Raw genomic sequence first — 22755 nt, 5'->3', positions numbered from 1 at the left:
CCCGAGAGGCGCCTCCGACGGTCGCTCGGCGGGATGATTAAAGTTCTTGGTAAACGTCGCGTTAAACGGCGGACCAATTCGGGAATGGCCGATTCGCCTCGGTACCCCTTGCGCCGCCCCGGCGAGATAGTTTACATATGAACTAACGAGCGGCGCGGTGGATCCGGCGACCGCGCGACGCCGTGGAGGATGTCAGATGCCGAGCTACCGCGCCCCGGTCGAAGACGTGCTGTTCCTGCTGAGGGACGTTCTCGGCTTCCACAGCCGCGACAACCTGCCCGGCTTCGCCGACGCCTCGCCCGACGTGGTCGAGGCCGTGCTGACCGAGGGCGGCAAGCTCGCCGACACCGTGCTCGCGCCCCTCAACCTCTCGGGCGACCAGGAGGGCTGCCGGCGCAACGCGGACGGTTCCGTCACAACCCCGAAGGGCTACAAGGCCGGCTACGACGCCTACGCCGAGGCCGGCTGGATGGGCCTCTCCGTCCCCGAGGAGTTCGGCGGCCAGGGCCTGCCGCACACGCTCAACACCGCGATCCAGGAATTCGTCTCCGGCGCCAACCTCGCCCTGGGCATGTATCCGGGCCTCACCCAGGGGGCGATCGCGGCGCTCCTCGTCCACGGCTCGCAGGAGCAGAAGCAGACCTACCTGCCGAAGATGGTCGAGGGCGCCTGGACCGGCACCATGAACCTCACCGAGCCCCATTGCGGCACGGATCTCGGCCTCCTCAAGACGAAGGCCGTGCCGAACGGCGACGGCTCCTACAGCCTCACCGGCACCAAGATCTTCATCTCGGCGGGCGAGCACGACCTCTCCGAGAACATCGTCCACCTCGTCATCGCCCGCATCGAGGGCGCGCCGGCGGGCACCAAGGGCATCTCACTCTTCGTGGTGCCGAAGTTCCTGGTGAACGAGGACGGCTCGGTCGGCGCGCGCAACGGCGTGTCCTGCGGCTCGATCGAGCACAAGATGGGCATCCACGGCAACTCGACCTGCGTCATGAACTACGACGGGGCGAAGGGCTGGCTCGTCGGCGAGGAGAACCGCGGCCTCGCCGCGATGTTCGTGATGATGAACGAGGCGCGGCTGGCCGTCGGCGTGCAGGGGCTCGGCCAGTCCGAGGTCGCCTACCAGAACGCGCTCGCCTACGCGAAGGACCGGCTCCAGGGCCGCGCGCTCACCGGCGCCAAGGCGCCTGAGAAGGCCGCCGACCCGATCATCGTCCACCCGGACGTGCGCCGCACGCTCATGGGCATCCGCGCCTTCAACGAGGGCGCCCGCGCCCTGGTGCTGTGGACCGCCCTCCAGTCCGACATCGCCCACCGCTCGCCCGACGCCAAGGAGCGGCAGGCCGCCGACGACCATCTCGGCCTGATGACCCCGGTGGTGAAGGGCGTGCTCACGGACAAGGGCTTCGCCAACGCCGTCGAGGCGCAGCAGATGTTCGGCGGCCACGGCTACATCGAGGAATGGGGGATGTCGCAGTTCGTGCGCGATGCCCGCATCGCCATGATCTACGAGGGCGCCAACGGCGTGCAGGCCATGGACCTCATCGGCCGCAAGCTCCCGAAGGACGGCGGCCGCGCGATGATGGCCTTCCTCGGCGAGGTCCAGACCTTCATCAAGGACCACGGCGAGGACGAGGCGATGAAGCCTTTCACCGCGCCGCTCCAGGCGAGTCTCAACGACCTCCAGGGTGCGACGATGTGGTTCATGCAGAACGCCATGGCCAACCTCGACAACGCGGGCGCCGGCGCCACCGATTACATGCACCTCCTCGGCCTCGTGGCGATCGGCTACATGTGGGGCCGGATCGTGAAGGCGGCCGACGCCAACGCCGCGGCCGGCACCGGCGACAAGGCGGTGTGGGAGGCCAAGCGCACCCTCGGCCGCTTCTACATGGAGCGGATGCTGCCCGAGACGGCGCTGCGGCTCGCCCGCATCAAGGCCGGCGCCGAGACCACGATGGCGCTGCCGGTCGAGGCGTTCTGACGGGGACTGACTTTGACGAAGGACGATCTAAAGGAAGCTGTTGTCGCTGCGATAAGCCATTACGGTGGTAAGGCTACGATCGTCCAAGTGGCAAAACACATTTGGGAGAAGCACGAATCTGATCTTAAGGGATCGGGTGATCGCTTCTACACGTGGCAATACGAAATGCGGTGGGCTGCAAACGTACTGAGGAATGAGCGTCGACTGCTGCCAGTCGACGACAGTCCGCGCGGTGTTTGGGTCCTGTTGCGCTAATTGGAGGCTCATATGGCCGACGCCTACATCTACGATCACGTCCGCACCCCCCGCGGCCGCGGCAAGCCGGACGGCGCCCTCCACGAGGTGACGGCGCTGCGCCTCGCCGAGACGGCGCTGCGGGCGATCAAGGACCGCAACGGCCTCGACACCAGGCGCGTCGACGACGTGGTCCTCGGCTGCGTCGATCCCGTGGGCGAGGCCGGCGGCGACATCGCCCGCGCCGCGGCGCTGGTGGCCGATTACGGCATCCACGTCCCCGGCGTGCAGATCAACCGCTTCTGCGCCTCCGGCCTCGACGCCGTGAACTTCGCCGCCGCGCAGGTGATGTCGGGCCAGCACGACATGACGGTCGGCGGCGGCGTCGAATCGATGAGCCGCATCGGCCTCGGCGCCTCCGGCGGCGCCTGGCCGGTCGATCCGGCCATCGCCGTGAAGTCCTACTTCATGCCGCAGGGGGTCTCGGCGGACCTCATCGCCACCAAGTACGGCTTCACCCGCGACGATTGCGACGCCTATGCCGTCGAGTCGCAGAAGCGCTCGGCGAAGTCCTGGGAGGCCGGCCTGTTCAAAGACTCGGTCGTGCCGGTGCGCGACGTGAACGGCCTCACCCTGCTCGACCGGGACGAGCACATGCGGCCCTCGACCGACATGCAGTCCCTCGGGCAGCTCAAGGCCTCCTTCGTGCAGATGGGCCAGATGGGCGGCTTCGACGCGGTGGCGATCGACGCGCATCCCGACGTCGAGGCGGTGGACCACGTCCACCACGCCGGCAACTCCTCGGGCATCGTCGACGGCGCCGCCGCGGTGCTGATCGGATCGCGGGAGGCCGGCGACGGTGCGGGCCTCAAGCCGCGTGCGAGGATCCGCGCCTTCGCCAATATCGGCTCCGATCCGGCCCTGATGCTCACCGGACCCGTCGACGTGACGAAGAAGGTCCTGGCCCGGGCCGGGATGCAGCTCTCAGACATCGACCTCTTCGAGATCAACGAGGCCTTCGCCTCCGTAGTGCTGCGCTTCCAGCAGGCCTTCGACCTCGACCCGGCCAAGGTGAACGTCAATGGCGGCGCCATCTCCATGGGCCATCCGCTCGGCGCCACCGGCGCGATGATCCTCGGCACGGTGCTGGACGAGCTGGAGCGCACCGGCAAGGAGCGGGCGCTCGTCACCCTCTGCATCGGCGCCGGCATGGGCACCGCCACGATCATCGAGCGGGTGTGATGGGCGGCCTTCGGCGGGGCGTGTCCCAATCCCGGCGGAAGGCTGTAAGAGGGCGCGCCGGCCAAGCCCCCGCGGGCGGCCGGCTCAGGAACCACCCGGAGAGAACGCCCCGATGAACCGCCTCCTCGCCACGCTCTGCCTGACGACCGCCCTCGCTATTTCCGCGGTGACCCTGCCTCTCACGGCGCGCGCCGACGAGGCGGCCGACAAGCTCGCCGAGGCCAAGACCCTCGTACAGAAGACCGTCATCAAGAACCTGGAGACCGGTTTCGCGGGCGCCCTGGAGAAGACCGTGGCCGCGATGCCGGACGACAAGGCCACCGCCGTCCGCACCGAGATCAACGCCGAGTTCGGCCGCCAGCGCGACGTCATGGTCGAGGGTCTGTCGAAGGAATACGCCGACAAGTTCAGCCTCGACGAGCTGAAGCACCTGAACGGCATCTACGACGACAAGGTCTACCAGAAGTTCCAGGCGATCAACGCCGACCCGAACTCCACCGTGACCGGCATCTCGCAGAACGCCGTCGCCAAGCTCATCAACATGCTCTCCGTCGCCGCGGCCGGCGACAAGGGCCCCTCCCCCGCGCCGATGCCGCCGCGCTGAGCGCAGGCCCGGCGCGATCCCTCAAGGCTCTCGAACCCCAGGACCAGCGATGAACCTGACGAACTTCCGCTTCGAGACCGACGCCGACGGGATCGCGCTGGCGACCTGGGACATGCCGGGCCGCTCGATGAACGTCATCTCCATGGAGGTGATGGACGAGCTCGAAAAGATCGTCGACGCCGTTGTGGCCGACCCCGCCATCAAGGGCTGCGTCATCGCCTCGGGGAAGGACAACTTCTCCGCCGGCGCCGATCTCACCATGCTCCAGAGCCTGGGGGGCACCTTCGAGCGCATGAAGCGGGAGAGCGGCGAGGAGGCGGCCATGCAGGCGCTCTTCGGCGGCTCCCGTCGGCTCTCCCTGGTGTTCCGCAAGCTCGAGACCTGCGGCAAGCCCTTCGCGGCGGCCGTCACCGGGCTCTGTCTCGGGGGCGCCTTCGAGCTGGCGCTCGCCTGCCATCACCGGGTCGTCTCCGACGACGAGAAGACCCGCGTCGGCCTTCCCGAGATCAAGGTCGGCCTCTTCCCCGGCGGCGGCGGAACGCAGCGGGTCGCGCGCCTGATGCAGACGGGCGACGCCCTGCAGATGCTGTTCAAGGGCGAGCAGATCCGCCCGGCGATGGCCAAGGGCATGGGCCTTGTCCACGACGTCGCCCCGAAGGCCGAGATCGTCGAGCGGGCCAAGGCCTGGATCAAGGGCGGCGGCTCGGCCGTGGCCCCCTGGGACGTGCCGAAGTTCAAGGCGCCCTCGGGCAAGGTCTACTCGCCCGCCGGCATGATGATCTGGCCGCCGGCCAACGCCATCTACCGCCGCGAGACCCACGACAACTACCCCGCCGCCAAGGCCATCCTGGCCTCGGTCTACGAGGGCCTGCAGCTGCCGATGGACCTCGCCCTGCGGGTCGAGAGCCGGTACTTCGCCAACATCCTGCGCACCACCGAGGCGGCGGCGATGATCCGCACGCTGTTCATCTCCATGGGCGAGCTGAACAAGGGCGCCCGCCGCCCGAAGGACGTCCCGCAGACCGCGATCCGCAAGGTCGGCGTCGTCGGCGCCGGCTTCATGGGCGCGGGCGTCGCCTACGTGACGGCCAATGCCGGCATGGAGGTCGTGCTCGTCGACCAGTCGGCGGAGGCCGCCGAGAAGGGCAAGGCCTACGCGCATACCCTCGTCACCAACCAGATCAACCGCGGCCGCGCCAAGACCGCCGACCGCGACGCGCTGCTCGCCCGCATCGCCACGAGCGCCGACTACGCCGACCTGAAGGATTGCGACCTCGTGATCGAGGCGGTGTTCGAGGATCCGAAGGTGAAGGCCGAGGTCATCGCGCGTGTCGAGGCCGTGATCCGTGAGGACGCGATCTTCGCCTCCAACACTTCGACGCTGCCGATCACCGGCCTCGCCAAGGCGAGCGCCCGGCCGGAGCAGTTCGTCGGCATCCACTTCTTCTCGCCCGTCGAGAAGATGATGCTCGTCGAGATCATCAAGGGCGGCGCCACCGGCGACCGTGCGATCGCGACCGCCCTCGACTACGTGCGGGCCATCCGCAAGACGCCGATCGTCGTCAACGACAGCAGAGGCTTCTTCGCCAACCGTTGCGTCACTGCCTACCTCCTCGAAGGCCACAAGATGCTGCTCGAGGGCGTGCCGCCTGCGATGATCGAGAACGTCGCCCGCATGGCCGGCATGCCGGTCGGGCCGCTCTCCCTCAACGACGAGGTCGCCCTGGACCTCGGCCTCAAGATCGCCCGCGCCGCGGAGGCGCAGCTCGGCCCGGAGGCCGTCGACCAGCGCCAGAAGAAGCTCCTGACCGACCTCGTGGAAGGACACGGACGGCTCGGCCGCAAGAACCGCAAGGGCTTCTACGACTACCCCGAGGGTGCGCCGAAGCGGCTCTGGCCGGGCCTCTCCGAATTCCAGCCGGAGCGCCTCGACCCGGACAGCCTCGACGTGACCGAGCTGAAGCACCGCTTCCTCGTGGTGCAGGCGCTGGAAGCGGCCCGCACGGTCGGCGAGGGTGTGGTCACGGACCCGCGGGAGGCCGATGTCGGTTCGATCCTCGGCTTCGGCTTCGCGCCCTTCACCGGCGGCGCCCTCTCCTACATCGACTTCATGGGCGCGAAGCGCTTCGTGGAGATCGCCCGGGGATTGGAGGCCAGGCACGGCGCGCGCTTCGCCGTCCCGCAGAACCTCCTCGACATGGCCGAGCGCGGCGGCCGCTTCTACGACACGCCCGCCCAGGCGGCTTGAGCGATCAGGGCGGCACCGCTTCCCGGGCTCGCGATCCCCGATCGCGAGCCCTTTCGTTTTCTGGGCATTTCGGATCGCGCCCGGCAGCGCAGCTTTGCCTCCCGGCGCAGGACGGCCGTCGGCCACGCGTCGCGACGCGTGCGCGCAGCCCGGAAACCTGTCGTCTTCCGCTCGATTCCTCCGGTGACTGATCGCTCGGAGTGGACCCCATGCGGATGGCACGTCTCGGACTTTGCATCGCCTCGCTGTCGATCCTCGGCGGACCCACCCTCGCGCAGGGCAAGCCGCTGCCGCCGCCCGCCTCCGACGCGATGCCGCCGACGGAGCTTGCGATCTCGCTCAAGGACGGCAAGCCGGTCTGCGAGCCGAACGAGCTGCGGCTTCCGGCCGACACGAACGTCGCGCTGACGATCGCCAGCACCGCCGACGCGCCGGTCGTCCTCACCATGGGCGAGCAGTTCGAGAACGGACGCGTCCTCCATCACGACGGCGACCTCGGCCATGTGATGAGCGAGAAGGGCTTCACGGTGAAGCAGAACGGCCGGGGCACGCTCCGCCTGCGCACCATGGGCGCGGGCACCTACGAGTACGCCTGCACCAGCACCCGCAACCAGAGCGCGCCGACCAAGGGCAAGCTCGTGCTCACCCCGCCCGCCGGGTGAGGCGGATCGGCCGATCCCAGACCGTGGATGCGAACCGCGACGTCGCGGGTGACTGTGAGCGGCCCGAATTCGTGTCGGGCGCCATTCGGGGCTGACCCGAAAGAGCTGTCGCCTTCGCGGCAGCACCGGCCGTGACGTCGTGGCCGACGATCCCTCTCCTCGCCAGACGGGAGCGATCCGCAGCGATCGCCAGTCCAAGGGAAATCATAGAGCACTAACGCATGTTATCGCTGCGGATATGGGCATGAAAGTCGCGTTCGCCCTGTGTTCCTTCTCTGAAATCAAAATGATCTCATCGGAAACTATCAGGCCCTGCCGTAGTTGGACCCGTGTGATACGCGTTCCAAGTGTAGTTGACGCACCTTCGACGAGAGCCTGACGCGTTCCGAATACAAGCTCAGCCATCAGCCTGACCGGGGCATGGCTTACCTAGATTAAGAAATCTGGAACTCGACTTCCGCATCTAGGCGACGGGAGAAAGCCATGCGCGCTTTGGTCTGGCACGGGAAAGAGGACATTCGCTGCGATACCGTCACCGATCCGGAAATCGAGGACGGGCGAGACGTGATCGTGAAGGTCACGAGTTGCGCGATCTGCGGCTCGGACCTGCACCTGTTCCACAACTTCATTCCCGCCATGCTGCCCGGCGACGTCCTGGGTCATGAAACGATGGGCGAAGTCGTCGAGACCGGCCGCGGGGTCAAAGGGAAGCTGAAGAAGGGTGATCGGGTCGTAGTGCCCTTCACCATCGTCTGCGGCGAGTGCGATCAGTGCAAGCGCGGCTACTTCTCCGTGTGCCAGAAGAGCAACCGCAAGAAGCACCTCGCCGACAAGGTCTTCGGTCATGCCACCGCAGGGCTGTTCGGATACTCGCACCTCACCGGAGGCTATCCCGGCGGCCAGGCCGAGTATCTGCGCGTGCCGTTCGCCGATACGACCGTCCAGAAGGTGCCGGAGGGCATCCCGGACGAGAAGCTCCTGTTCCTCTCGGACATCTTCCCGACCGGCTGGCAGGCGGCCGTGCAGGCGGACATCCAGCCGACCGATACCGTGGCGATCTGGGGGTGCGGTCCGGTTGGCCAGATGACGATCCGCTCGGCCATCCTCCTGGGCGCCGAGCAGGTGGTCGCCATCGACAATATTCCCGAGCGGTTGGAGATGGCCGAGGCCGCGGGCGCCATCACCATCAATTTCGACGAGGAGAGCGTCGTCGAACGGCTCAACGAGCTGACGGAGGGCGAGGGCCCGGAGAAGTGCATCGACTGCATCGGCATGGAAAGCCACGTCACGCCCACCATGCCGGACACGGTCTACGACCGGGCCAAGCAGATCCTGCTGGCCGAAAGCGACCGGCCGCACGTGCTGCGAGAGATGATCTACGTCTGTCGACCGGGCGGCCTGATCTCGATCCCGGGGGTCTACGGCGGCCTGGTCGACAAGATCCCGATGGGCGCGGCCATGAATAAGGGCCTCACCTTCCGCATGGGCCAGACCCACGTCCAGCGCTGGACCGCCGATCTCCTGCGCCGGATCGAGGAGGAGCAGATCGATCCCTCGTTCGTCATCACGCACGAGGTCCCGCTCGACCAGGGACCCGAGATGTACCGGACCTTCCGGGACAAGCAGGACAGCTGCATCAAGGTCGTTCTCAACCCCTGACATTTCGAGAGAGAGATCATGACGAACATCTTGAGCATCACGAGCCTCTCGAACATCACGCGGTCCGAGGGCGATCCGAAGGTCATCCATTCCGGACCGAGCTCGCGCGGCGTGCCCGACAGCCTCGCCAAGGCGCTCGGCTGGTTCAGTCTCGGCCTCGGCCTGACCGAGCTCCTGGCGCCCCGGCGTATCACGCAGGCGCTCGGGATGGAGGGGAAGGAGGCCCTGGTACGCGTCTATGGAGCCCGCGAGATCGGGAGCGGCATCCTCTCGCTCTCCGTCGACAAGAATCTCGGCCTCTGGAGCCGGGTCGCAGGCGACGGCCTCGACATCGCGACGGTGTTGACGGCGCTGCGGTCCGACAACCCGAAGCGCGACAATGTCGGCATCGCCCTGGCACTGCTGGTCGGCATCACGGCGATCGATCTGATCGATGCTCGGTCCAGCACGGCACGGCACAGCCGTAAGGTGGGTCGGCAGAGATCCTACCAGGATCGCAGCGGTTTTCCGCGCGGCGTCCAGGCGTCCCGCGGCGCCGCCCGGGATTTCAAGACGCCGCCCGACCTGCGACATGCCCCGCCCCTCGCGGCGGTCTCGCAGCATACCTCTGCCGCCTGAGGCCGGCCCGATCGCGATCCTCGCGGCATCGGGCGTCGCCGAAGGCCGCCCGCCATGCCGGGCGGCGAGGGCCGTACTGGCCCGCGCCGTCCGTCATCGCCCTGGTGTCCGGGTACGGAAGCTACGGCCATCACCCTGTCGCCGCGCTGCTGCGCGGGGGGGCGGTCGGCAGGCGCGCAAGGATCGGGTTTAGCGCATCAGGTGCCGCGAGGAGCAGAACCTCGCGGACGAAGGCCTCGACGTCGGTGGTCCGCACGGGACGGCTCCTGCCCGGCGCGACAGGGGGAGTGTTCGGGCACATGTGCGGAGCCGGTGCCCGAGGCCGTAGGGGATGCGCTTCGGCAGCGGCCCGAGCAAGGGGCGGCGTCTGCGCGAAAAACGGACATGTCCGGGCTTGGCTCTGCCAGCGGCGGTTGAGCAGCCTGGCGCGTGACCGTCAGGGCCCTGGGCCCCCGTCCGTGGCGACGAAAACCCCGCCGGACCCGGTCCGCGCGGCGTTGCGCAGGCAACTTTCAGATCGAAGGAACGAGGCCTCCACGAAAGGCCGCTGTTTCTCTCAACCATCCCAGTCATCTGGGGATGGTGGGCGCGACAGGGATCGAACCTGTGACCCCTACCATGTCAAGGTAGTGCTCTCCCGCTGAGCTACGCGCCCTTCCGGCGGAACCCATCGGCTCCGGCGAGGAGGGCGCTATAGCCTCTGCCAAAAGGGGGCGCAAGCGCGATTCTTTCACCGTTGATAACTCCGGGTGAAGGCGCCCCGCCATACGTTCTCGACCCTAGCTCAGCCCTACGAGCAAAGATAGCTCATGTAAGAAGACGATATTGTCTTGCGTTTTAACGGGTATAATGGATATCCTTTGCCGATGAGAGGTCTGAGTTTCAAGGTCATAACAACGTGCGTAAGAAAAATGTCACGTATCATATTTTTTTAATTCCATCGAGCTTCATCAATACAATTGAATTCAGAAGAGATTTGAGTGAAGCTTTCGTCGTAGACTCATGCTTACGAAGCGGATCTTTCATTTAGGCTATAGGTCTCTATGAGGGGAAACCATGACGGACTGGGGTTCCATTCCCGATGAGCACCAGAGGATTGCCAAGAATATGGCATCCGAATTTGGTGTGGACGGCACTATTCACGATCGTGATTTCATCTACTGGCACGAGCGCAAGATTTCTCCTGAACATGATCAAGCTCATGCGGCTCGTTCGTATATCCAGGGCGGCCGGGCCTCGGCTCATATCATCCGAGATTGGCTGCAGGCGCATCGTCCTTCGCGCGAAGACTTTTCCATTCTCGATTTTGCGTCCGGGTATGGCCGCGTAACGCGATTCCTGAACGAGGCGATGCCCGCGGCCAGGGTTTGCGCAAGCGATATCCATCCTGATGCCGTCGATTTCATTCGGTCCCTCGGCTCTGATGCATTCGTATCGAGTTCCGTACCCGAGAATTTTCAGGGGCCGAGGAAATTCGACGTCATCTTCTCAATTTCGTTCTTCACGCATATGCCGCGTTCGAGTTGGGGCCGCTGGTTGACGGCGCTCGTCTCGAGCCTGGACATCAACGGATTGCTGATCTTCACGACCCACGGCCAAGCCATCTGGCCGCTTATGGGACGGCCGACGCTCGAACCGGACGGCTTCTTCTTCCGTGCGGAAAGTGAGCAGCATGATCTTGACGTCGAAGAGTATGGTAACACGGTGACGAGCGCGGGCTTCGTCATCGGGCAACTCGCGGGATTGCCGGTTCATGTCGAGGGCCTGAGGTCGCCCGGTCTCGGTCTCCACGACGTCTGGTTCGTGCGTCGGGTAGAGGCGGATCGGCTGCTGGTGTTGGCATCTCCCGAGCCCGCGGTAGAAGAGCGGCTCAAGTTGGGGTTCCGCGAGGCTGCCGCCGCCTGGTGGAGAGGTGTCGCCGGAGCCTGATGTGGCGACGGTTGGCGATGAAGTTCTGTGTTGATTTCGATACCGGTGACATGATCCGCTGCTGGGTCGTGCCGGACAATCCGATCGCAATAAGCCGGATCGTGATCAAGATCGACGGGCGCCGCAATGTCCCTCTTGAGGCGTCCTTGACGGAAGACGCCTTCAGGGCGATGGGCTGGCATTCGACAGGACAATGCGCCTTTCACATCACTGAAGCGCATGTGCCAGGCCTGCCGCAGTTGTCCCATCTCGAGATCTACGAGGCGGACACCAACGTGCTGCTCTACCGCCGCAAGCCTGCGGCGGAGTGCGTGCAGCGCCGGCTGCTGCTCATCAACACCAGCGTGAACCCTGAGACCGCCCTCCAGGGGATGCTCTTCCGGCATTTCCAGCAATCCTCCTTCGGCATCGGCGCGATGAGCGAGGAGATCCTCAAGAGCACGCTGGAGGGCCGGGCGCTCAGCTCGTGTTTCCTCTCCGGCGCCCTCTCGATCCCGCGCTACGAGCACCTGTTCCCGCCGGATCTGATGCTCTCGACGGCGCTGATCCACGATCCCCATGTCGAGATGGCGACGCGCCTGTGCTGGCTGCGGGACCGCGCCGAGGCCGCCGCCGACCCGGGGCGGCGCTGGCGTCTCGGACGTCTCGCGGAGGCGGCCGCCTTCACCACCGAGTACGATCTCGCGGATGTGAAGAGCCTCAAGCGCCTGTTCCGGATGCTGCCGGAGCCCGCCTACCACTTCCTCTACAACCCCCTGACGCGCCAGTTCGGCACCCGTCTTCCCGACGACCGCGTGCATCCGGGCAACTCGATCGTGGCGATCGAGATTCTCGCACGCGTCGGCATCGTCGGGCACCGCAGCTACTTCGAGGCCTTCGCGACCACGCTGCTCGACGAGCTCGGCATCCAGGACACCGTGCCGAAGCCGGATCCGATCCCGGCCGAGGTGCTGGCCCTGGCCGACCGGCTGCGCGGCGTGAAGGCAGTCGCCGACATGCTCGTCTTCGACATCGCCATGGCGGACGCGGTGCTCTCCTCGGTGTCGAAGAGCTGGAGCCGATAGGCTCGCGCGGCGGTCGGTTCCCCGATATGTGTGCGCCGCAGCGTCGAGGCGGCGGCCGCGGCGCACCAGCGGAGGGTGACAGCCTGTGCGCATCGCGATGGTCGGTTCGGGCTATGTCGGGCTCGTCTCGGGGACGTGCTTCGCCGATTTCGGGCACAGCGTCGTCTGCGTCGACAGCGATCCCGCCAAGATCGAGGCGCTGAGGGCCGGGCGCATCCCGATCTACGAGCCGGGGCTCGAGGCGCTCGTCGCCGACAACGTGCGCCAGGGCCGGCTGTCCTTCACCACGGACCTCAAGGCCGCGGTCGCCGGGGCCGAGGCGGTGTTCATCGCCGTCGGCACGCCGTCGCGGCGCGGCGACGGCTTCGCCGATCTCAGCTACGTCTATGCCGCCGCCCGCGAGATCGCAGGCGCGCTCACCGGCTACGCGGTGATCGTCACCAAATCGACCGTCCCCGTCGGCACCGGCGACGAGGTCGAGAGGGCGATCCGCGAGACGGCGCCGGAGGCCGAATTCTCGGTGGTGTCGAACCCGGAATTCCTGCGCGAGGGCGCGGCGATCTCGGACTTCAAGCGCCCCGACCGCATCGTCATCGGCGCCGAGGACGAGCGCGCCGAAATGGTGATGCGCGAGGTCTACCGGCCGCTCTACCTCAACCAGGCGCCGATCCTGGTCACCGGCCGGCGCACGGCCGAGCTGACGAAGTACGCGGCCAATGCCTTCCTCGCCACGAAGATCACCTTCATCAACGAGATCGCCGACCTCTGCGAGCAGGTCGGCGCGAACGTTCAGGAGGTCGCCCGCGGCATCGGCCTCGACAACCGCATCGGCGGCAAGTTCCTGCACGCGGGGCCCGGCTACGGCGGGTCCTGCTTCCCCAAGGACACCCTGGCGCTGGTCAAGACTGCCCAGGACGCCGGCACGCCGGTGCGCCTCGTCGAGACCGTGGTGGCGGTCAATGACCAGAGGAAGCGCGCCATGGCTCGCAAGGTGGTCCAGGCCTGCGGCGGCAGCGTGCGCGGCAAGACGGTCGCGGTGCTCGGCCTCACCTTCAAGCCGAACACCGACGACATGCGCGACGCGCCCTCGCTCTCGATCATCACAGGCCTGACCGATGCCGGCGCCCGCATCCGCGCCTACGATCCCGAGGGGATGGAGCAGGCCCGGCCGCTGCTGCCGGAGATCGCCTACGCGGAGGACCCCTACGCCTGTGCGGAGGGCGCCGACGCCCTGGTGCTCGTCACCGAGTGGGACGCCTTCCGGGCGCTGGACTGGGAGGCCCTGCGTGCCGCGATGGCGGCACCGGTCGTGGTCGACCTGCGCAACGTCTACCGCGCGGACGAGCTCGAGCGCCGGGGCTTCCGCTACACCAGCATCGGCCGCCCCTGAACCTTGAGGTCGAGAAGGGAAATCGCGTTGTCCGCGCCAGATGAGCGCCGCCGCATCGTCGCCGAAAACGCTCGCGGCCCGAGGATGTCGGTTCATTTCTGCACGACCAGATCAGAAACGGCCGTGCTTTCCTCAAGCGTCAGTTTTCCTGTGATCCGAGGAATACAGGACACAGGCGGGTACAATCGAATCGTTCCACCCCGGAAAGGCGCCGGGCGCGGTTGGACACCGCAATGGCGCCACACTAAGGGGCGATGGAGCCTGATGCCGGCCGGGCGCCGTGCCACCTGCCAACAGCGTGTGCGAATCGAACGTGACTGAGCGGACAGACATCGCCATCGTCGGCCGGGCCTGCCGGCTTCCCGGCGCTCCGAGCGTCAGCGGCCTCTGGCAGCTTCTCTCCGAAGGGCGGTGCGCCGTCTCCACGATCCCGGAAGGGCGCTGGTCCCTCGAACGCTTCGGGCACCCCCGCGCCCACGAGCGTGGCAAGAGCTACACCTGGGCGGCGGGCACGATCGAGGACGTGTGGTCCTTCGATCCGGCGGTGTTCGGCATCTCGCCCCGCGAGGCCGAGCAGATGGATCCGCAGCAGCGGCTCCTGCTCGAGCTGACCTGGGAGGCGCTGGAGGATGCGGGCCTGCGCCCGTCGCAGGTGGCGGGCGAGCCTATCGGCGTCTTCGTCGGCGCCTCCTCCCTCGACTACGGCAACCTGCGCATCCTCGACGCCGCCTCCGGCGACGCCTACGCGGCCACCGGCAACACGCTCTCGATCCTCTCGAACCGCATCTCCTACATCTACGACCTGAAGGGCCCGAGCTTCACGGTCGACACCGCCTGCTCCTCGTCCCTCGTCGCCCTCGACAACGCCGTCGCGGCGCTGCACTCGGGGAGGGTCGACACGGCGGTGGTGGCCGGCGTCAACGTGCTGGCGAGCCCGTTCAACTTCATCTGCTTCTCCAGCGCGCAGATGCTCTCGCGCACCGGCCTCTGCCAGGCCTTCTCGGCGAACGCCGACGGCTACGTGCGCTCCGAGGGCGGCGTCGTGCTCGTCCTGCAGACGGCGGAGGCCGCACGGCGCGCCGGCACCACAGTGCGCAGCGTCATCGCTGCGAGCGGGGTCAACTCGGACGGCCGCACCACCGGCATCTCCCTGCCCTCGGGCTATGCGCAAGGGGCGCTCCTGGAGAAGGTCTACAGCGAGGCCGGGATCGACCTCGACCGCGTCGCCTTTGTCGAGGCCCACGGCACCGGCACGCCGGTCGGCGACCCGATCGAGGCGAGCGCCATCGGCGGCCGCATCGGCCGCAAGCGCTCCGCTCCGCTGCCGATCGGCTCGATCAAGACCAATATCGGCCATACCGAGCCGGTCTCCGGCCTCGCCGGCCTGCTCAAGGCCAGCCTCGCCCTCGAGCACGACCTCGTGCCGCCCTCGCTGCACGCGGCCGAGCTGAACCCGGAGATCCCCTTCGGCGAGCTGAACCTCGACGTGGTGCGCGAGCCCCGCAGGCTGGAGCGCGGCCGCAAGGAACGCTTCGCAGGCGTCAACTCCTTCGGCTTCGGCGGCACCAACGCCCACGTCGTCCTCACGGACCCCAAGCCCGTCCGCGCCGACGCGAAGGCGGAGGCCGGCAAGGCGCCGGAGGTGCTGCTGCTCTCCGCCCAGAGCAAGGCGGCGCTGGCCGAACTCGCCCTCGACTACGCCGAGCGCCTCGACGGCGCCGCGCCGGCCCAGGCCGCCCGCATCGCGGCGGCGGCCGCCCACCGCCGGGAGCGGCAGAACAGCCGCCTCGCGCTCCCCCTCGATGCCGGCGCCGACACCCTCGTCGAGGCGCTGCGCGCCGTCGGCGAGGGCGAGGAGAGCGCCGCGGCCGTCTCCGGCACCGCCGTCGAGCGCAACGCCGAGGTCGCCTTCGTCTTCTCCGGCAACGGCAGCCAGTGGGCGGGTATGGGCCGCGAGGCCTACGCCCTCAACGACACCTTCCGCGAGACCTTCGACCGGGTCGACGCCCTGTTCTCGAAGCACGCCGACTGGTCGCTCAGGGCGGCGATGGAGGCCGACGACCTCGAGGCGCGGCTCGCGCTGACGAGCGTCTCGCAGCCGCTGATCTTCGCGATCCAGGCCGCCTCGACCGCGGCGCTGCGCGCCAAGGGCCTTCGCCCGGACTACGTGCTCGGCCACTCGGTCGGCGAGATCGCCGCCGCGGAGGCCGCCGGCATCCTCAGCCTGGAGCAGGCCGTCCGGGTCATCTATTACCGCAGCCACCACCAGGAGACGACGCGGGGCACCGGCACCATGGCGGTGCTGCTGGCGCCGGCCGAGGAGACGGAGGCCTTCCTCAAGGATTTCCCGACCCTCGACATCGCCGGCTGGAACAGCCCGAAGGCCGTCGTCGTCGCCGGCCCCGAGGCCGACATCGACGCCGCGATGAAGGCGCTGTCCCGCAAGCGCCGCCGGGGCCGCAAGCTCGATCTCGAATACCCCTTCCACGGCCGGATCATGGACCCGACCGAGAAGCCGCTGCTGCGCGATCTCTCCGGTCTCAAGCCCTCCGCCGGTAGCGTCGCCATGGTCTCGACCGTGACCGGCAAGGTGCTCGAAGGGTCGAAGTTTGGCGCGACCTACTGGTGGCGCAACATCCGCGAGCCGGTGCGCTTCAGCGAGGCTGTGCAGGAGGCGACCCGCCAGGGCGCCCGCGTCTTCATCGAGGTTGGCCCCCGCGCGGTGCTGCTCTCGCATATCGGCGATTCCGTCGAGCCGCTCGGCATCGACATCGCCACGATCGGCGTGATGCCCCGCAAGGATGCCGGTATCGACCCGATCGGCCGCACGCTGGCGACCGCCCTCGTCCAGGGCGCCCGCATCGACGAGTCCGCCGTGTTCGGTGCCGCGCCGAAGGGCGTCGTGGACCTGCCGACCTACCCCTGGCAGCGCCGCAGCTTCCGCCTCGCCGACACCACGGAGAGCGTCGGCGGCACGGCGGCCCGCAGCTATCACCCGCTGATCGGCGCCCGCGTCGCCCCCGACAGCCTCGACTGGCACGGCTACGTCGATGTCGCCACGGTGCCGGAGCTCGACGACCACCGCATCGAGGGCCAGGCGATCATGCCCGGCGCCGGGTTCGTGGAGATGGCGCTCGCCGCCGCCCGCGAGGCCGCCCGCGACGACACCGTGGTGCTCGCCGAGTTCGAGATCCACGCGCCGATGGTCTTCGCCGAGGACGCGCTGCGCGAGGTCTCGACCCGTCTTTCGGGAAGCGGCAACGGGATCCAGATCCTCAGCCGTCCGCGTCTCACCCAGGCGCCCTGGCAGCTCCACGCCTCCGCCAAGATCGTCGACGGCACCTTCCCGGCGCCCGAGCGGCAGTCGATCGAGATCCCGGCCGAGAACGCGGTGGCCGGTGAGGAGCTCTACGCCCGCGCGCTCGCCTCCGGCCTCGGCTTCGGCCCGTCCTTCCGCCAGGTCGCGCTGAGCGCCCGGCTCGACGAGACCACCATCGTCTCCGAGCTGGTCCCCGCCGAGGCCGACGCCCGTTACGGGCTCCTGCCCGCGCGGCTCGACGCCTGCTTCCACGGCCTGATCCTGCTCTTCACCGACCTTCTCGGCGAGGGCTCGACCAAGGCCTACATCCCCGTCCGCTTCGGCGAGGTTCGCCTGCTGAAGCCCGGCGCCTCGATCGCGCGGGCGGTGATCCGCACCCGCCGCTGCAACGAGCGCAGCATCCTGGCCGACTTCACCGTCCTCGACGCCGAGGGCGAGGTGATCGCCACGATCCGCGAGGGCCGCTTCCAGGCGCTCCGCGCCAAGGGCGGCGGCGATCTCGCCGCCTTCGCCATCAGCCAGCGGGCGGAGCTCGCCACCGAGCCGACCGCTATCGCCATGGAGCGCCGGCCGAGCCTCGCCGCGGTGATCCAGCCGAAGGCCCGCGCCGCCCGCGCCGCCGCCGAGGCGCCGCTCTCGCCGGGCCATCTGCTGCTGGAGGGCTGGGCGACCTCGCTCGCCTACCGCCTCGCCTCGGGCCTCCAGAAGGGCGGCCGCATCGTCCTCGACGCCCGCGTGCCCGACGACATGCGTCCCTGGGTCACGAACGCCCTCTACGCGCTGGAGAGCAGCGACCTCGCCACCCGCGACGGCGACCGCTGGACGCTTCGCGAGGACGTGTCGCTGCCGGCCGTCGAAGAGATCGTCCGCTGGATCGCGGCCGACCATCCGGAGCTGTCGGCCGAGCTGGTGCTCGTCGCCGATGTCGGAGCGCTGACGGCCAAGCTGCTCGCCGGTGAGCTGACCGAGCATCCGACCCTCAACCAGAACGCGCTGGACGCCTTCGCCCTGCGCAGCGCCACTGCCCGCGCCTCGGCCGATACGGCGGTGAAGATCGTCGAGGCGGCCAAGGGCCGGCTGCCGAAGGACCGCGCGCTGCGCATCCTTCAGGTCGGCTTCGGGCCCCTCTCCGCGCAGGTCGCGGCCTTCGCGGATTCGGTGGAGGCGCAGCTCAGCCTGTTCGAGGCGGACCGTCGCCTCGCCGAGCGGGCACGCCTGTCGCTTCCCCGCGGCGTCGCCGTGATCGATGCGGCGGAGGAGCTTGCGGCCAACGCCTACGATCTCATGCTCGCCAGCGGCGTGCTGCACCTGATGGACGGGACCGTCCTCGCCCGCCTCGGCGAGTCTCTCGCTTCCGGCGGCGTGCTGGTCGCCGTCGAGCCCGGCGCCTCCCTGTTCCGCGACCTCGTCTTCGGCCTGAGGCCCGACTGGTTCGAGGAGAGCGTCGACGGCATGCCGATCGGCCGCCTCGACGACATCGAGGGCTGGCAGCGCTCGCTCAGCGCCAACGGCCTCGTCAGCGTCTCGGCCGACCGCGCCGCCTCGGGCAACGGCGACGACCTGCTGCTCGTCGCCGAGGCCCCGGCCCGGCCGGTGCCGGCGCCCGCGCAGAGCTTCGCCTTCGTGGTCGGCTCCGAGGACGAGTTCGGCGCCGAGACCGCCTCCTCCCTCGCGACGCTCCTCGTCGCCAGCGGCGTGCACGTCTCGATCATCCTCGACTCCGAATCCTGCCTTCAGGAGCTGGAGCGCCAGACCCCGGACACGGTGGTGTTCCTGGCAGGCGCCTTCACCCGCGGCGAGGCGGCTGGCCGCCTGCGGGACCGCTGCCTCAGCCTCAAGCGCTGCGTCGAGCATCTCGGCAGCCGCCAGACCCGCCTCTGGGTGGTTTCCCCCGGTGCGACCCGCGACGAGGGCGGCTCGGCCGCCTCCGTCGAGGCCGGCGTCTGGGCCTTCACCCGGACCCTCGCCAACGAGGTCTCGAACCTCGACGTGCGCCGCATCGACATCGCCGGCAGCCTCTCCTCGAAGCGGGCCGCCGAGCGCCTGCGCGAGCTGATCCTCTCCGGCACCGCCGAGACCGAGATCATCCTCGACGAGGACCGCACCCGCGTCGTCCGCTTCGCGCCCGGCCAGGTCGCCCGCCGCGGACAGCGCGATGCCGAGCCCGCCGAGGCCGCGCGCCTGGAGCGCAGCAACACCGGCGGCCTCAACGAGATGGCCTGGGGCCCGGCCGAGCGCCGGGCGCCCGCCCGCGGCGAGGTCGAGATCGCGGTCGAGGCCACCGGCCTCAACTTCCGCGACGTGCTCTGGGCGCTCTCGATGCTGCCCGAGGAGATCCTCGAGGACGGCTTCGCCGGCCCTCGCCTCGGCCTCGAGGTCTCGGGCCGGGTCGTGTCGGTCGGCGAGGGCGTCCGGGCGTTCCGGGTCGGCGATCCCGTCGTGGCCTTCGCCCAGTCGGGCTTCGCCACGCATATCGTCGTGCCGGAGCTCGTCGTCGCCCCCTGCCCCCGCGGGCTCGACCCGATGGCGGCGGCGACCGTGCCGGTGGCCTTCCTCACCGCCTATTACGGCCTCGTCTCCTGCGCCCGCCTGCGGCGCGGCGAGTGGGTGCTCGTCCATGGCGGTGCCGGCGGCGTCGGCCTCGCCGCGCTCCAGATCGCCAAGCTGAAGGGCGCCCGCGTCATCGCCACCGCCGGCTCCCGCGAGAAGCGGGCGCTCGTGAAGGCGCTCGGCGCCGAGCACGTGCTGGACTCCCGCTCGCTGGCCTTCGTGGACGACGTGCGCCGCATCACCGGCGCGGGCGTCGACGTGGTGCTGAACTCGCTCTTCGGAGAGGCGATGGAGCGCAGCCTCAACGTGCTGCGGCCCTTCGGGCGCTTCATCGAGCTCGGCAAGCGCGACTACGTCGCCAACACCCATATCGGCCTGCGGCCGTTCCGGCGGAACCTCTCCTACTTCGGCGTGGACCTCGATCAGGTGCTCCAGCACCAGGGCGAGGACGGCGCCAAGATGTTCCGCGAGGTGATGGCGCTGTTCAACGACGGCGGCCTCAAGCCCCTGCCCTACCAGCCCTTCACGGCGGAGGAGACCTCCGACGCCTTCCGGCTGATGCAGCAGTCCGGCCACGTGGGTAAGATCGTCATCGCCCCGCCGGCCCCCGGCCGCGTGACGGCGAGCCCGTCGCAGGGCTTCACGGTCTCGGCGGAGGGCGTGCACCTCGTCACCGGCGGCCTCGGCGGCTTCGGCCTGGAGGCGGCCCGCTGGCTCGCCGACAAGGGCGCCCGCGAGATCGTCCTCGTCGGCCGCAGCGGCGCCAACACCGAGACCGCCAAGGCCCTCGTCGCCGAGCTGACCGCGCGCGGCGTGAACGTCGACGCGGCCTCCTGCGACATCACCCGCCGCGAGGCGGTCGATGCCCTCATCGCGGGGATCGAGAAGGGCGGCCGGCGGCTCGCCGGGATCATCCACGGCGCCATGGTCCTTCAGGACGGGCTCATCGCCAACGTCGACGCCGAGGCGCTCGACGCGGTGATCCGCCCGAAGGTGGTCGGCGCGCAGCACCTCGACGCCGCGACACGGGGCAGGACGCTCGACTACTTCGTGCTGTTCTCCTCGGCCACGACCTTCATCGGCAACCCGGGCCAGGGCGCCTACGTCGCCGCCAACGGCTTCATGGAGGGGCTGGCCCGCCAGCGCCGCCGGCTCGGCCTGCCGGCGATGGCGGTGGCCTGGGGCGCCATCGGCGACGTCGGCGTGCTCGCCCGCAACAAGGCGGTCATGGAGACGCTGGCCGGCCGCGTCGGCGTGACGCCGATGGAGGCCCGCAAGTGCCTCGACCTCATGGCCGAGGCGCTCGGCGGCCAGGGCTCCGACCCGGACGAGGCGGTCATCGCCATCGCGGCGATGCACTGGGGTAAGGCCCGCGAGCGCCTCGCCACCATGCGCTCCCCGAGCTATGCCGAGCTCGGCAGCGAGGGGCAGGCGGAGACCGGCGCGGTCGCGGCGATCAACATCGCCGCGCTCCTCAAGGCGGCCGATGTCGACACCGTCCGCAAGACGGTCGCCGACGCCATCGTCGAGGAGATCGCCCGCATCCTGCGCCTGCCGAAGGACGACATCAGCCGCGTGCGCCAGCTCTCCGAGATCGGCCTCGACTCGCTGATGGGCGTCGAGCTCGGCGCGAGCCTCCAGGAGCGCTTCGCCCTCGAGGCGCCGCCGTCGGGCATCTCCTCGGGGCTGACCGTCAACGAACTCTCCGAAACCCTGATCCAGTCCGTCTCCGCACCCGTCGACGAGTCGGCCGGCGTCGCGGCGACCCTCGCCCAGAAGCATGTCGGCGACCTCGGCGCCGAGGCGCTCGCGCCCTTCCAGACGATGGTCGAAGAGAAGAGCCTGGAGATCAAAGAGATCACCCGATGACCCAGTCGACACGACCGGACGGCGGACGCGCGGCACTCGCCGGCTTCGTCACCAACCGGCTCGGCCGGGGCTCGACCCGCCCCGCGCCGGCCCGCGCCCAGCCCAAGACCGGCGAGCCGGACGTCCAGGATTTCGAGTCGTTGCCGGGCTACAAGGAGCTGAAGCTCCAGCGCTCGGCCGCCGAGCTGATCGGCCTCGGCAACCCGTTCTTCCGGGTGCACGAGACCAGGGCCGGTGCCACGACCCGGATCGACGGACGTTCGTTCACGAACTTCTCGTCCTACGACTATCTCGGCCTCAACGGTCATCCGCGGATCAACGAAGCGGCCCGCACGGCGATCGACGCCTTTGGCACCTCGGCCTCCGCGAGCCGCATCGTCGCGGGCGAGCGGCCGGGCCATCTCTCGCTCGAGAAGGCGCTCGCCAGCCACTACGGCACCGAGGCGTGCGTGGTCATGGTGAGCGGGCACGCCACCAACGTCACCACCATCGGCGCGCTGATGGAGCCCGGCGACGTGATCTTCCACGACGCGCTGATCCACAACAGCGTCGTCACCGGCGCGCAGCTCTCCGGCGCCCAGCGGCGCTCCTTCGCCCACAACGACCTCGACGCCCTGGAGAGCCTGCTTGCGGCGACCCGCCACGAGCATCGCCGGGCGCTGATCGTGATCGAGGGTCTCTACAGCATGGACGGCGACGCGCCGGACCTCGCCGGGTTCGTCGCCCTCAAGGAGCGCTACAACGCCTGGTTGATGGTCGACGACGCCCACGGGCTCGGCGTGCTCGGCCCGACCGGCGCCGGCCTGTTCGAGCATTGCGGCGTCGATCCGACCGCCGTCGACATCTGGATGGGCACCTTCTCGAAGACGCTCTCCACCTGCGGCGGCTACATCTGCGGCGCGGGCGCGCTGATCGAGTACCTGAAGTGCACCGCCGGCGGCTTCCTCTACAGCGTCGGCATGTCGCCGCCGCTCGCCGCCGCGGCGGAGGCCGCGCTGGAGGTGATGCACGCCGAGCCGGAGCGGGTCGAGCGCCTGCGCCAGAACGGCAACATGTTCCTGGCGCTCGCCCGCAAGGTCGGGCTCGACACCGGCACCAGCCTGGGGCTTGCCGTAATCCCGGTGATCGTCGGCGACTCGCTGAAGTCGGTGACGCTCTCCGATAGGTTGTTCAAGCGCGGCATCAACGTGCAGCCGATCATCCATCCGGCCGTGCCGGAGCGGGCCTCGCGGCTGCGCTTCTTCATGACCTCGGAGCACACGCCCGACCAGATCCGCGAGACGGTGACGGCGGTCGCCGAGGAGCTGCGCGAGATCGAGAAGGGCGGCTCGCTGATCGAGCAGCTGCTGGCCAAGCGCGGCTGAGCCTTCGATCCTG

General features: G+C 68.9%; 12 protein-coding genes and 1 tRNA gene. 12 read left to right on the top strand and 1 reads right to left on the bottom strand.

Annotated features, from left to right (window positions below):
- Positions 1–196: 196 nt before the first annotated feature.
- The 7 genes from MFF04_RS12480 (at position 197) to MFF04_RS12450 (ending at position 9257) form a co-directional block, all read left to right on the top strand.
- A complete protein-coding gene (locus MFF04_RS12480; RefSeq protein ID WP_238276205.1) occupies positions 197–1990 on the top strand; it encodes an acyl-CoA dehydrogenase C-terminal domain-containing protein in 1794 nt (597 codons plus the stop codon).
- 267 nt (positions 1991–2257) lie between these two features.
- Positions 2258–3466: an acetyl-CoA C-acetyltransferase gene (locus MFF04_RS12475; protein ID WP_238276204.1), complete on the top strand. Its 1209-nt coding sequence runs from the start codon at positions 2258–2260 to the stop codon at positions 3464–3466.
- A 112-nt stretch (positions 3467–3578) separates the two neighbouring features.
- Positions 3579–4070, top strand: a complete 492-nt coding sequence (locus MFF04_RS12470; RefSeq protein WP_238276202.1) for a DUF2059 domain-containing protein — start codon at positions 3579–3581, stop codon at positions 4068–4070.
- A gap of 49 nt (positions 4071–4119) precedes the next feature.
- Positions 4120–6318, top strand: coding sequence for a 3-hydroxyacyl-CoA dehydrogenase NAD-binding domain-containing protein (locus tag MFF04_RS12465; RefSeq protein ID WP_238276200.1), 2199 nt, complete (start codon positions 4120–4122; stop codon positions 6316–6318).
- A 209-nt stretch (positions 6319–6527) separates the two neighbouring features.
- The gene (locus MFF04_RS12460; RefSeq protein ID WP_373320036.1) at positions 6528–6980 is read left to right on the top strand and encodes a cupredoxin domain-containing protein; all 453 of its coding nucleotides are present in this window, start codon (positions 6528–6530) and stop codon (positions 6978–6980) included.
- A gap of 483 nt (positions 6981–7463) precedes the next feature.
- Positions 7464–8639 (top strand): zinc-dependent alcohol dehydrogenase, encoded by a 1176-nt coding sequence (locus MFF04_RS12455; protein WP_238276198.1) that lies wholly within the window; start codon positions 7464–7466, stop codon positions 8637–8639.
- Between the two features lie 18 nt (positions 8640–8657).
- On the top strand, positions 8658–9257 hold the full coding sequence (locus MFF04_RS12450) for a hypothetical protein (protein ID WP_238276197.1): 600 nt from the start codon (positions 8658–8660) through the stop codon (positions 9255–9257).
- Positions 9258–9837: 580 nt separating this feature from the next.
- On the opposite strand, the gene MFF04_RS12445 is transcribed toward MFF04_RS12450, so the two are convergent.
- Positions 9838–9912 (bottom strand) — tRNA-Val (locus MFF04_RS12445).
- A 401-nt stretch (positions 9913–10313) separates the two neighbouring features.
- Between MFF04_RS12445 and MFF04_RS12440 the strand changes: the two genes are divergently transcribed.
- The 5 genes from MFF04_RS12440 to MFF04_RS12420 all read left to right on the top strand — a co-directional run bounded on the left by MFF04_RS12440 (position 10314) and on the right by MFF04_RS12420 (position 22742).
- Entirely contained in the window at positions 10314–11186 is an 873-nt protein-coding gene (locus MFF04_RS12440; RefSeq protein ID WP_238276196.1) for a class I SAM-dependent methyltransferase, read from the top strand.
- Positions 11187–11425: 239 nt separating this feature from the next.
- Entirely contained in the window at positions 11426–12250 is an 825-nt protein-coding gene (locus tag MFF04_RS12435; RefSeq protein ID WP_238276195.1) for a hypothetical protein, read from the top strand.
- Positions 12251–12335: 85 nt separating this feature from the next.
- Positions 12336–13640 carry a UDP-glucose dehydrogenase family protein gene (locus MFF04_RS12430; RefSeq protein ID WP_238276194.1) on the top strand — a complete coding sequence of 435 codons (1305 nt, stop codon included), beginning with the start codon at positions 12336–12338 and terminating at the stop codon, positions 13638–13640.
- Between the two features lie 313 nt (positions 13641–13953).
- On the top strand, positions 13954–21378 hold the full coding sequence (locus MFF04_RS12425) for a type I polyketide synthase (RefSeq protein ID WP_238276193.1): 7425 nt from the start codon (positions 13954–13956) through the stop codon (positions 21376–21378).
- Positions 21375–22742 (top strand): aminotransferase class I/II-fold pyridoxal phosphate-dependent enzyme, encoded by a 1368-nt coding sequence (locus MFF04_RS12420; protein WP_238276192.1) that lies wholly within the window; start codon positions 21375–21377, stop codon positions 22740–22742. Before MFF04_RS12425 ends, MFF04_RS12420 begins: the two co-directional genes overlap by 4 nt.
- Positions 22743–22755 lie beyond the last annotated feature (13 nt).

This window comes from Methylobacterium jeotgali (assembly GCF_022179345.1).
Classification (GTDB): Bacteria; Pseudomonadota; Alphaproteobacteria; order Rhizobiales; family Beijerinckiaceae; genus Methylobacterium; species Methylobacterium jeotgali.
Note: the sequence above shows the minus strand (reverse complement) of the source record. Positions and strands in the feature narration are given on the sequence as shown.